The sequence below is a fragment of the Lacticaseibacillus salsurivasis genome, from assembly GCF_036246225.1.
In the GTDB taxonomy this organism is placed as follows: Bacteria; Bacillota; Bacilli; order Lactobacillales; family Lactobacillaceae; genus Lacticaseibacillus; species Lacticaseibacillus salsurivasis.
On sequence record NZ_BTTP01000008.1, the window covers coordinates 30,637 to 43,585 of the forward strand.

Here is a 12,949-nt window from a genome sequence, read left to right on the forward strand (position 1 = left end):
CAAGATTTTGATAATTCCCGCGGCGAAAGCCCAGCGGTGGGGTTGAATATGGTAAACTGATACCAGCAAATAAGAAGGGACAATTCATCATGATCAAATATAAACGCATTGTACTGAAGGTGAGCGGTGAAGCCTTAGGCGGCGCGAACGGCTTTGGCATTCAGCCCCCAGTGATTAAATTAATCGCTGAACAAATTAAAAAGGTCCACGAACTAGGCGTGCAGATTGCCATCGTCTGCGGCGGCGGCAACATCTGGCGGGGTGAAACTGGCGCCCAGATGGGCATGGAGCGCGCGCAGGCGGACTACATGGGCATGCTGGCAACGGTGATGAACGGCTTGGCGCTCCAGGACAGCCTGGAAAACCTGGGTGTACCAACGCGGGTGCAAACCTCCATCGAAATGCGCCAAATCGCTGAACCTTACATCCGGCGCAAGGCCGTGCGGCACTTGGAAAAAGGCCGGGTCGTGATTTTTGCTGGCGGCACCGGGAATCCATACTTCAGCACGGATACCACTGCGGCTTTACGGGCGGCTGAAATCGATGCCGATGTGATCTTGATGGCCAAAAATGGGGTCGATGGCGTTTACTCGGCAGATCCGAATAAGGATGCTTCTGCGGTGAAGTTTGAAGAGTTGACCCACATGGACATCATCAACAAAGATTTGCATGTCATGGACTCCACGGCTAGCACGCTGTCGATGGATAATGACATTCCGCTGGTCGTTTTCAACCTGAACGATCCGGACAACATCAAGAAGGTCGTTGAAGGTGAAAACATCGGCACGACCATTAAAGGGAGAGAATAACATGGCCAATCCAATCATTGCTGAAGCGGAAACGCAAATGAAAAAGACTGAAGAGGCACTGGGCCGTCAGCTAGGCAACATTCGGGCCGGCCGGGCCAATGCCAGCTTACTCAACCGCATCACGGTGAGTTACTACGGTGCTGATACGCCACTGAACCAAATTGCCGCCATCACGGTGCCAGAAGCCCGGGTGCTGTTGATCACCCCTTATGACAAAACGGCGCTGAAGGACATTGAGGCCGCACTGAATGCCAGCGACCTCGGGATTAATCCGGCCAATGACGGTAACGCCATTCGCTTAGTGGTGCCACAGCTCACTGGGGAACGCCGGCAAGAAATTGCCAAAGAAGTCGGCAAGTATGAAGAAGAAGCCAAAATCGCGATTCGCAATGTCCGGCGCGATGCCTTGGACAAGCTCAAGAAGCAGGAAAAAGCCAGCGAGATCACGGAGGACGATTTGCACCGCGATGAAAAGGCCGTTCAAAAGGTGACCGATGCTTCAGCCAAGCGGCTTGAAGCAATCGCCGCGGAAAAAGAAGCCGAAATCAAAGAAGGCTGATTGCCTTCGGCTGGCCAGTGCGCTCCCATTTTGGGAGGCCGCCTGGTCAGCTTTTTGATTAGGGCGGCGGACGTTGCTGTTTAAACCGCCTGATTTCTGCTACAATCAATAAGACTATAAGCGTTTGGGAACAGGAGGATTCAGTGTGGCAGAGTTAGCGCATGCGTTAGACCCGGCGCGGATACCCGCTCATGTCGCCATTATCATGGATGGTAACGGGCGATGGGCCAAACAGCGCCATTTACCGCGAGTGGCCGGCCATAAGCAAGGCATGGAAACCGTTAAAACCATCACGAAGGCAGCCAGCCACCTCGGCGTGAAGGTTTTGACGTTATACGCCTTTTCTACCGAAAATTGGAAACGGCCGACCAGCGAAGTCAGTTATCTGATGCGGCTGCCGGTGGATTTCTTCGGCACCTTTATGCCGGAACTGATTGAAGAAAACGTGCGCGTCATGGTGATGGGCGAACTGGCGGCACTGCCAGCCAAAACCCAGCAAGCCGCCCGCGATGCGATGGCGGATACCGCGGCGAATACCGGTATGATTTTGAATTTTGCCTTGAATTATGGCGGCCGCGACGAATTGATTCAGGCCACCCAGGCGATTGCGACTGAAGCAGCCGCAGGCAAAATTGATCCCAGCGCCATTGATGCGGAAACTATCGCTGACCATCTGATGACGCAGCCCTTAGGTGAGCTTGCTGATCCCGATCTGTTGATTAGAACCAGCGGGGAAGAACGCATTTCAAATTTCCTGCTTTGGCAGCTGGCGTACAGCGAGCTGGTGTTTACCGACACGTTCTGGCCAGATTTCACCGCCGCGACGCTGCAGGCCTGCATTGCTGACTATCAAAGCCGTGATCGGCGCTTTGGCGGACTCAAATAAGCGAAACATGGAGGGTTATCTTTAATGAAACAGCGAATCATTACCGCAGTCGTCGCGTTGGCGATTTTTATCCCGATTTTGATTTTAGGTGGGATCTGGCTTGAAATTGCCGGGTCAGCCTTGGCTTTGGTGGCCTTGTCAGAAGTCTTTATCATGCGCAAACGCATTATCGTTTCCTTTGATTTTCTGATTTCTGCCATCGGAATTTTGGCGGTAACCTTGCCGGACAATATGATGGCTTGGGTGCCAAGCTTTATTTCGCGGCTGGATATCGTCTATGTGGTGGTGGTGCTCCTGCTGCTGCATACCGTGGCCAGCAAAAATCGGGTGACCTACGATGATGTGGCGGTGTCGACCTTATCGATTTTCTACATCGGCACTGGGTTTCATTATTTGATCGCGGTTCGCAATAGCCCGGCTGGCGGCTTGGATACCTTGCTGTTTGCCATGATCATTGTGTGGCTCACTGACTCGGGGGCTTACTTTGTCGGGCGCGCCTTGGGCAAACATAAACTGTGGCCTGCCATCAGTCCCAACAAAACTTGGGAAGGGAGCATTGGCGGTAATGTGGTGGCGTTGATTTTTGCCGCCATTTACCTGCAATTCTTCCCGCAAGCGTATGGCTTCTGGCCAATGATGGGGATTGCCTTGGTGTTGTCGATTATTGGCTCCCTAGGCGATTTGATCGAATCCGCGCTCAAGCGCTTCTATGGCGTCAAAGACTCTGGCAAGATTTTGCCTGGGCACGGCGGCATCCTCGATCGCTTTGATAGCTTGCTGCTGGTGCTGCCGATGATTCACTTCTTCGGTATTCTATAAGCCGGAAAGGAACGATTCATGACTACCATCATTCAATTTTTGATTGTCTTCGTCATCTTAGTGCTAGTCCATGAATTCGGACATTTCATTTTTGCTAAATGGTCCGGGATTTTGGTGCGGGAGTTTTCCATCGGCATGGGCCCCAAGCTCGTCGCTTGGCACCGGCACCACACCACCTATACCTTGCGGCTACTGCCACTGGGCGGGTATGTGCGGATGGCGGGTTGGCAAGACGAAGATGATGAAATCAAACCAGGCACGATGCTCGCCATTGAAACCAATGGACAAGGCGTGGTCAGCCGCATCAACTTAAGTCAAAAAACCACCTTGCAAGGCGGCATTCCGGTGCAGGTCGATCATGTCGACTTGGTGCACGCCCTTGAAGTCAGCGGTTATGCCAACGGCGATGAAAGTGAACTGAAGACCTGGCGGGTGGATCATGATGCGACCATCATCGAAGAAGATGGCACGGAAGTCGTGATTGCCCCGGAAGATGTGCAGTTTCAAAATGCCAAGTTGTGGAAACGGATGCTGGTCAATTTTGCCGGGCCGTTGAACAACTTCCTGCTGGCAATTGTGGTGTTCATCGGTTTAGGCCTAGCCAATGGGGTCGCGGTCACTAATACGAATCAAATCGGCCAAATTCAGCCGAATTCGCCAGCGGCCGTGGCGGGGTTGAAAGCCGATTCACATCTTCAGACCATTGCCGGCCAAAAGATCCATAGCTTTGAAGATATTGGCCCAATTTTGGCCAAACATAAAGGGCAACCCGTCAAGTTGGTGGCAACCAAGGCCGGCGTCACCCAGCACCTCACCATTACCCCAAGCAAACAAGGTACCATCGGGGTGTACACCGCCGTTAGCCACAATCCGCTAGGGGCCATCAAGTATGGCTTCACCGCGAGTTGGGGGGTGGCCAGCTCCATCTTCCATGTCTTGGGGCAAATGGTCACGGGCCACTTCTCCCTGAATCAATTAGCCGGGCCAGTGGGCATCTACACGATGACCGCCTCGGCAGCTAAGGCCGGTATCGCATCCCTGGTAGTGTTCTTGGCGGCGCTGAGTGTCAACTTAGGCATCATGAATTTAATTCCCATTCCAGTGCTGGATGGGGGCAAGCTGCTGCTGAATCTGATTGAACTGATTCGCCGCAAGCCGCTGAAACAAGAACACGAAAGTATGGTGACGCTGATTGGGGCGGGCATCATGTTCGCCTTAATCATCGCGGTGACCATCAACGATATCATGCGCAGTTTTTAATCGAAATGCTTTGGAGGCAAAAAGTTAATGAAACAATCTCGAATGTTCATCCCCACCGTTAAAGAAGTGCCAAGTACGGCGGAGGCCAAGTCACACCAAATGATGCTGCGCTCTGGCTTTATTCGCCAGGTGGCGGCGGGCGCTTATGCCTATTTGCCGCTCGCTGACCGGGTGCTGGCCAAAATCGAAAAGGTCATCGATGCTGAAATGACCAAAATCGATGCCGTGAAAATGCGGATGCCAAGCCTCTTGCCAGCAGAATTGTGGCAAGAATCCGGCCGGTATGAAACTTACGGTCCAAATCTGTTCAAGCTGAAGGATCGCCATGATCGCGACTTCATTCTCGGCCCAACCCACGAAGAAACCTTCACCGATTTGGTCCGCAATGACCTGAACTCATACAAGAAGATGCCACTGGTTTTGTACCAAATCCAAACCAAGTATCGCGATGAGGATCGGCCACGTTATGGTTTGCTCCGTTCCCGGGAATTCATCATGGAAGATGTCTACTCCTTCACCGCGAACTTGGAAGACTTGGATACCATTTACAATCAGATGGAAAAAGCCTACACCAACATCTTTAACGAACTCGGCTTGGACTTCCGGGCCATTGTTGGGGATGGCGGCGCGATGGGTGGCAAAGACTCCAAGGAATTTTCTGCCATTGCGCCGATCGGGGAAGACACCATTGTCTACTCGGATGGCTCCGACTATGCAGCCAACCTTGAAATGGCCACCAGTATGACCGTGCCAACGCCTAGCCACGAAGACCTGGGCGAGTTGACCACGGTTGACACCAAAGACGCCAAGACCATTGCTGAGGTGGCTGAATTCCTGGCGATTCCTGCCAGCAAGCTGATCAAAGCAGTGCTGTTCATCGCCGACGAAAAGCCGGTGCTGGCTTTGGTCCGCGGCGACTATGACGTCAATGACGTCAAGCTGAAGAACCTGCTGAACGCTGACTTCTTAGATATGGCCACGCCAGAGCAAGTTGAGCAGTACATGCACTGTGAAATCGGCAATATCGGGCCGGTGAACGTCGATGAGGATGTCACCATCATTGCTGACAACAGCCTGACCGGCAGTGCCAACATGGTGGCTGGCGCCAATGCCGCTCACCAGCATCTGCAGAACGTCAACCTCGGCCGTGACTTCACGCCGGCTCAAACTGCCGACATTCGTTTTGTGACGGAAGGGGAACTGTCCCCAGACGGCGAAGGGGTGCTGCACTTCACCAAAGGCATCGAAATCGGCCATATCTTCAAGCTAGGCACGCGCTACACCGAAGCGATGGGGGCCAACTTCTTGGATGAAAACGGCCGCGCCAAGCCGATCATCATGGGCTCTTATGGCATCGGGGTGTCGCGTTTGCTGTCAGCGATTGCGGAACAAACCCTCGATGAACACGGGCTGGTTTGGCCGCGGGCGGTGGCGCCATTCGACGTTCACGTGGTGCCGGTTAACTTGAAGAAGCAAGACCAAGCCGATCTCACTGCGAAAATTACCAAGTTGCTGGAAGCAGCCGGGTATGAGGTGTTGGTCGATGATCGCAACGAACGCCCTGGGGTCAAATTTGCGGATGCGGATTTGATTGGGTTGCCAGTGCGGGTCACCGTCGGCAAGAAAGCCGCTGATGAAATCGTAGAACTCAAGCTACGTAAATCCGGTGAAACCCTGGAGGTGAAAGCCGACGAGCTCACTGCTTCCTTGAAGATTTTGCTTGATCAAGCCTAAAGTAATGAGGACGCCGGCATCGCTTTGATGCCGGCGTTTTTTCGTGTATTGACCCCAGTGATGGCGGCTTGTTCAATCACTAGTTTCGGGTTACGATAGTTGCATGACAAAAAAGGAGTGTGGCCGATTTGGCACTATCGAAAGAGGAAATGTTTGCGAAGCTGGTCGAGCAGCTGCAATTGCCGCAGCAAATTAGCGAAGATGACAGCCTAGCCCACGCAAGCGTTGAAACGGTCACGGTGCATAGCCAAACCAAGCGGTATGACTTTACTCTGAATACCGACCAAGTGTTGCCTTATGCCATTTATGTGCAACTTGAGGCGCATTTGACGGCGGCGTTCAAAACCATCGCCAAAACCACCTTGCGCATCAACCCGCGGCAGGTCGACCTGGGTGCTGACAAGCTGTCCGCTTATTGGTCTTATGTCGTGGCCCATGCGCAGATTGAGTCCGCAATTGTTCAAGAAACCTGCATGCGCCAAACCCCGCAGTTTGAGGACGGTAAAATCACACTCACAGCGGAAAATGAGCCGGTGCGAGGCTTTTTGATCAACCAAGGGCTGGGTAAACTCACCGAAACCTATGCGCAAGTTGGTCTCCCTGGGGTCAACTTGGTGGCCCGAGTGGATGCTGGGGAAACCCAGGCCAAACTGGCGGCTTTTCAGGCTCAAAAAGCTGAGCAAGCCGCAGCCTTGGCCAAACGAGCGCAGGCGGTGGTGGCACAGCGCGAACAAGCGCCAGCCGCTAGCAACGGCCCGATTCAGCTTGGTCGCAACATCAAGGCCAGCGATGAACCGACCCAAATGGTGGCCATTACCCAAGAAGAACGCTCAGTGGTCATCGAGGGCTATGCCTTTGATGCCGAGGTGCGGCAACTGCGCTCAAAGCGCTCGCTTTTGATTTTCAAAGTGACCGACTACACCTCGAGTTTTGTGGTGAAAAAATTCAGCAATGACGCCGACGATGAGGCTGCGTTTGAGCGCATCAAACCGGGGCTTTGGTTGCGCATTCGCGGCAGTGTTCAAGAAGATAACTACTCGCGCGAACTCACGGTGAACGCCCAAGCGATTGAAGAAGTGCATCACGCCGCGCCCCAAGATACCGCTGAGGGTGAGAAGCGCATCGAGTTGCATTTGCACACCAACATGAGCCAGATGGACGCCATGCCTAGCATTTCGGCTTATGTGGCTCGCGCCAAAGCCTGGGGCCATTCTGCCATTGCGGTGACTGACCATGCCGGGCTGCAAGCCTATCCAGAAGCGCATACAGCCGCGACCAAGGCCGGACTGAAAATGCTCTACGGTGTGGAAGTCAACTTGGTGGATGACGGCACGCCGGTGGCTTATCAAGCTGATGACCCTCGGGATTTGGAATCAGACACTTATGTCGTGTTTGATATCGAAACCACCGGACTGTCTGCCGTTTACGACAAAATTATCGAATTGGCCGCTGTGAAGATGAAAGACGGTAAGGTGATCGATAATTTCGAGGAAATGATCGACCCAGGGTTCGCGTTGTCGGAAACCACCATCAATTTGACCCATATCACCGATGAAATGGTGCGCGGTTCCAAGTCTGAAGCCGATGTACTACATCTCTTCCGCCAGTTCTGTGAAGGCACTATCATGTGTGGCCATAACGTCACTTTCGACGTGGGCTTTTTGAACACGGCTTATCAACGGATGAATGAAGAAACCATTCAAAATCCGGTTATTGATACGCTGGAGCTCTCGCGGATGCTGCATCCGGAACGGAAAAATCATAAACTGGATACGTTGAGCAAGGCCTACAAAATCAGCCTGAATCATCACCACCGGGCCAACGCCGATGCCGAGGCGACCGGTTATTTGATGTATGCCTTGGAAAAAGAAGCCAAGAGCATGTACGGCATCACCAAGCTTAATGAACTGAACTCCCGCATTGGTGAAGACGATGCTTACAAGCAAAGCCGGCCAGTGCATGCGGTGATTATGGCCAAGACCCAAGCTGGACTGAAAAACTTGTTCAAACTCGTCTCACTGTCGAATGTTAAATACTACTACCGCCTGCCACGGGTGCCGCGCAGCCAGCTCCAGAAGCTGCGTGAAGGCCTAATGGTTGGCTCTGGCTGTGCTTCTGGCGAAGTCTTTGTGGCCGCCATGCAAAAAGGCTATGCCGAAGCTGCCGCCAAGGCCAAGTTCTATGACTACCTGGAGGTCCAGCCGCTGGCCAACTACCAGCCCCTGATTGAGGGCGGTTTGATTCAAGGCCAGGCCCATTTGCAAGAAATCATCAAGCAAATCATCAAAATCGGCCAGGAACAAGGCAAGCCGGTGGTGGCCACAGGGGATGCGCATTATCTTGATCCCACCGATGCGATTTATCGCAAGATTTTGATTCACAGTCAAGGCGGGGCCAATCCACTGAATCGCCATGAGCTGCCAGATGTGCATTTTCGCTCGACCCAAGAGATGCTGGATGCTTTTGCCTGGCTGAAGGACGACCAACTGGCACACCACCTAGTCGTTGAGAACACGCACCAAGTGGCGGATATGATCGATGATGACATTACGCCAGTTAAAACCAAGCTCTACACGCCAGATATTCCCGGCGTGGAGGAACACCTGCAAAATGACGTGATGACGACGGCGCACCGGCTTTACGGCGATCCGCTGCCAGAAATCGTGCAGGCGCGGCTCGATAAAGAGCTCAAGAGCATCATCGGCAATGGGTTCTCGGTGATTTACAACATCGCCCAACAGCTGGTTTTAAAATCGAACAAAGACGGGTACTTGGTTGGTTCTCGTGGTTCCGTCGGTTCGAGTTTGGCCGCGACCATGTCTGGGATTACCGAAATCAATCCACTGCCGCCACATTACCGCTGCCCAGAGTGCCAGTACTCGGAATTCTTCACCAAAGGGGAGTACGGCTCCGGGTTTGACTTGCCGGACAAGCAGTGCCCCAAGTGTGGCGCCGAGCTAGCCAAAGACGGGCAGGATATTCCCTTTGAAACTTTCCTTGGGTTCCATGGTGATAAGGTGCCTGATATCGATCTGAACTTCTCCGGGGACTACCAACCAGTGGCCCATAACTACATCAAAGTGCGGTTCGGGGAAGATCACGCCTTCCGGGCCGGGACCATTGGCACCGTGGCGGATAAAACCGCTTATGGTTACGTCAAAGCCTACGAACGCGACACCGGGCAGATGCTGCGCGGGGCGGAAATTGACCGCTTGGCCAAAGGCGCCACCGGGGTGAAGCGCACAACGGGTCAGCATCCGGCGGGGATTTTGATTGTGCCGGCAGATATGGATATCTACGACTTTTCACCGATTCAGTACCCAGCCGATGATCAAACCGCAGCTTGGAAAACCACCCACTTTGATTTCCATTCGATTCACGACAACATTTTGAAAATGGATGTGCTGGGGCATGATGACCCGACCATGATTCGTATGCTGCAAGATCTCTCTGGGGTCGATCCAAAATCGATTCCCATGGATGACCCTGGTGTCATGTCCCTGTTTTCCAGTCCGGAAGTCCTAGGCGTCACCGAAGAGCAGATCAATTCGAAAACCGGGACGCTGGGCGTGCCAGAATTCGGGACCCGCTTCGTGCGTGGGATGCTGGAAGAAACGCATCCGAAGAAATTCTCTGAACTCCTGCAGATTTCCGGCTTGTCTCACGGGACGGATGTGTGGTTGGGCAACGCCGAAGAGCTGATTCAGCAGGGGAAAGTCACCATTAAAGAAGTGATCGGCTGTCGTGATAACATCATGATGGACCTGATTCACTGGGGGATGGATGACTCCATGGCCTTCAACATCATGGAGCACGTGCGTAAAGGCCGCGGGATTCCTGACGACTGGCAGAAGGCGATGCGAGACAACCCCAATGTGCCAGACTGGTACATTGATTCCTGCCTGAAAATCAAGTACATGTTCCCGAAGGCCCACGCGGCCGCGTATGACCTAATGGGACTGCGCATTGCGTGGTTCAAAGTGTACTTCCCGCTGGTGTACTACGCTTCCTACTTCTCTGTCCGCGCCGAAGATTTCGACTTGGTGGCGATGAGCCATGGTAAAGAAGCCACCAAGGCCGCCATCAAAGCCATCACGGATCAAGGCAACGACGCCTCGGCGAAGGAAAAGAGTCTGCTCACGATTTTGGAACTGGCGAACGAGTGCCTGGAACGCGGGTTCAAAATCAAAATGGTCGACATCAACCATTCCGATGCGCATGACTTCCTGATTGTGGATGATCACACGCTGCTGGCGCCATTCCGCGCCGTGCCAGGCTTGGGCGATAACGTTGCGAAGCAAATCGTCTCGGCCCGGGAAGAAAAGCCATTTCTGTCGAAGGAAGACCTCGCCAACCGCGGCAAGGTTTCCAAGACGTTGATCGATTACATGACTGAAAACCACGTGCTAGATGATTTGCCGGATGAAAACCAGCTGTCCTTGTTCGATAACCTGTTCTAGCCCTTCTATGGCTAGGTGGGGGGCTCCGCTTGGGGCGCGAGGCCTGCGGTGCGGCCGGTTGGAGCCATAAAGCGGTCTCCAACCTAGTTGTGAAGCCGCAGTCGCTTCGCTCCAGTGCGTCTTCACAACTGCCGCGAAAATAAGCCTTTAGCCTGCCAAGTGCGCAGGTTAAAGGCTTATTTTCGTTTCACGGCTGGCCTCGCGCCCCCAGCTCCGCCCACGTGACCGGCAATACAGATGTAGCAGCCACGGAAATGGTGTCACGAAAATTGCTAAACGCTCAAGTATAGTAAGGCAAACAGAGTTATCTGGAACAAATGGCCTATCTAAATCGTTCCTGATGCTCAAGCAAGCTTGAATATACCTTGGGTGATTGATGTGTTATCTAGCGGGTGAGAGTGGAGTGGCGGCGGACGAGGGGCAACTGGGGGCAACGATGAGACATCGTTGAGCGCGATAGCGCGATGCTGGCTCATCGTTGAGGCTGGAGACCGCCCTATGGCTCCAGCCGGCCCCCGCAGTAGCCCCTCGTCCAGAGCCACCCCGCTCACACGCGCGGCCCGTCCCACTAAGCCTCAATAGTAATCGCGTTTGCAAAAAGGCCTATTCTATGGTAAGTTACATCTAGTAGTTAAATCCTTTGAAAAGGAGTGAGCAGAGATGCTCACTCTTTTTCTTGGAAAGTAGGCGTCAGGCTGCCTAAGCCTAGCGCCTTAGGCTAGGTAGTAGCACGCACAAACAACCAAAAGGGGGGAAAGACTTGAGCACGGTTGTCGATACAGTGAAAACGCTCGTTGATCCAATTTTAGAGGCAAACCACTTTGAGCTGAGCGATATCGAGTTCGTCAAGGAAGGCGGCAGCTGGTACTTGCGGGTCTATATTGATAAGCCAGGCGGCATCGCATTGAATGAATGCGTGGCGGTGTCAGAAAGCTTGTCTGAGCAACTTGATGCGATGGACCCTGACCCGATTCCACAAGCCTATTTCTTAGAGGTTTCCTCACCAGGCGCAGAACGCCCGCTCAAATCTGAGCAGGATTTTGAAAATGCCATCGGTGAGTATATTCATATCTCACTGTTTCAAAAGCTCGATGGGAAAAAAGTGTTCGAAGGCACTTTGAAAGCTTTAACCGCCACCGAGCTGACGTTAACGTTGAAGGACAAGGCGCGCCGGTTTGACCAAGTGTTTGACCGCGCCAGCATTGCCAACGCCCGGTTAGCGATTGAATTTTAATCCGGCGGTTTGCCGCCTGGTAAAGGAAGGATCAACATGTCAAAGGAAATGATTGAAGCGCTTGACGCCCTTGAAACTGAAAAAGGAGTCAAAAAGGAAGTTGTGATCGACGCGTTGGAAGACGCCTTGGCCTCAGCTTACAAGCGTAATTACAACCAGGCCCAGAATGTGGATGTTGAGTTTGACGCCAAAAAAGGCGACATTCACGTTTATGCGGTCAAGGAAGTGACTGAAGAAGTCTTCGACTCGCGGCTGGAAGTCAGCCTCAAGGAAGCTTTGAGTATCAACAAGGCTTACGAAGTCGGCGATAACATTAAGTTTGAAGTGACCCCGAAGGATTTTGGTCGGATTGCCGCCCAAACCGCTAAGCAGGTCATTATGCAGCGGGTGCGCGAAGCAGAACGCGGCATTATCTACGACGAATACTCTCAGTATGAAAATGAAATCATGACTGGGGAAGTGGAGCGCCGCGATAACAAGTTCATCTATGTGAACCTTGGCAAAATCGAAGCGGTCCTCGGCCGCCAAGACCAAATGCCGAATGAACAATATGAACCTCATGATCGCATCAAAGTGTTCGTGACGAAGGTGGAAAACACCAGCAAGGGCCCGCAAGTCTTTGTTAGTCGCACCAACCCTGGTTTGGTCAAGCGCTTGTTTGAACAAGAAGTGCCAGAAATCTTTGATGGTACGGTCGAAATCGCTGGGATTGCCCGTGAAGCTGGCGATCGCACCAAAATTGCCGTGCGCTCAACGAACCCATCCGTTGACCCAGTCGGCACCACGGTTGGCCCGCGCGGGGCGCGAGTGCAGGCGGTGGTGAACGAACTGTCTGGTGAAAACATGGATGTCGTTCAATTCGAAGAAGACCCAGTGGATTACATTGCCAACGCCTTGAACCCAGCCCAAGTGATTGCGGTGCAGTTCAACGACGAAGACAACGACCGCTCTTGCACGGTCATTGTGCCTGACCACCAGTTGTCTTTGGCTATTGGTAAAAAGGGTCAAAACGCCCGGCTGGCGGCTAAGCTCACCGGCTACAAGATCGACATCAAGGCCGAATCCGATGTTGAGTTTGTCGATGACGAAGAACTCGAAGAAAACGATGAAGCCCTTGAAGAAGCAACCGTTGACTTGCCTGATGATGATCAAGCAGCGTCTGATTCGGCTGCTGAATAGGAGGCCGTC

The 12,949-nt window shown here is 53.0% G+C and carries 9 protein-coding genes; all 9 read left to right on the plus strand.

All coding sequences use genetic code 11. The annotated features are described in order from the left end of the window. The first annotated feature begins 89 nt into the window (after positions 1–89). Positions 90–809 carry a UMP kinase gene (gene pyrH / locus AAA927_RS07225; protein WP_204118020.1) on the plus strand — a complete coding sequence of 240 codons (720 nt, stop codon included), beginning with the start codon at positions 90–92 and terminating at the stop codon, positions 807–809. Between the two features lies 1 nt (position 810). Further along, a complete protein-coding gene (frr, locus tag AAA927_RS07230; RefSeq protein ID WP_125579625.1) occupies positions 811–1,368 on the plus strand; it encodes a ribosome recycling factor in 558 nt (185 codons plus the stop codon). A 124-nt stretch (positions 1,369–1,492) separates the two neighbouring features. Next, positions 1,493–2,254, plus strand: a complete 762-nt coding sequence (gene uppS / locus AAA927_RS07235) for an undecaprenyl pyrophosphate synthase (RefSeq protein ID WP_435891515.1) — start codon at positions 1,493–1,495, stop codon at positions 2,252–2,254. Positions 2,255–2,278: 24 nt separating this feature from the next. Continuing rightward, positions 2,279–3,073 (plus strand): phosphatidate cytidylyltransferase, encoded by a 795-nt coding sequence (locus AAA927_RS07240; RefSeq protein WP_125579626.1) that lies wholly within the window; start codon positions 2,279–2,281, stop codon positions 3,071–3,073. 18 nt (positions 3,074–3,091) lie between these two features. Then, a complete protein-coding gene (rseP, locus tag AAA927_RS07245; protein ID WP_338217048.1) occupies positions 3,092–4,333 on the plus strand; it encodes an RIP metalloprotease RseP in 1,242 nt (413 codons plus the stop codon). Positions 4,334–4,360: 27 nt separating this feature from the next. Further along, positions 4,361–6,067: a proline--tRNA ligase gene (locus AAA927_RS07250; protein WP_338217050.1), complete on the plus strand. Its 1,707-nt coding sequence runs from the start codon at positions 4,361–4,363 to the stop codon at positions 6,065–6,067. A 128-nt stretch (positions 6,068–6,195) separates the two neighbouring features. After that, entirely contained in the window at positions 6,196–10,527 is a 4,332-nt protein-coding gene (locus AAA927_RS07255) for a PolC-type DNA polymerase III (RefSeq protein ID WP_338217052.1), read from the plus strand. Positions 10,528–11,287: 760 nt separating this feature from the next. Then, the gene (rimP, locus tag AAA927_RS07260) at positions 11,288–11,761 is read left to right on the plus strand and encodes a ribosome maturation factor RimP (RefSeq protein WP_338217054.1); all 474 of its coding nucleotides are present in this window, start codon (positions 11,288–11,290) and stop codon (positions 11,759–11,761) included. 36 nt (positions 11,762–11,797) lie between these two features. Next, positions 11,798–12,940 (plus strand): transcription termination factor NusA, encoded by a 1,143-nt coding sequence (gene nusA / locus AAA927_RS07265; protein WP_125579631.1) that lies wholly within the window; start codon positions 11,798–11,800, stop codon positions 12,938–12,940. The last annotated feature ends 9 nt before the right edge of the window (positions 12,941–12,949 follow it).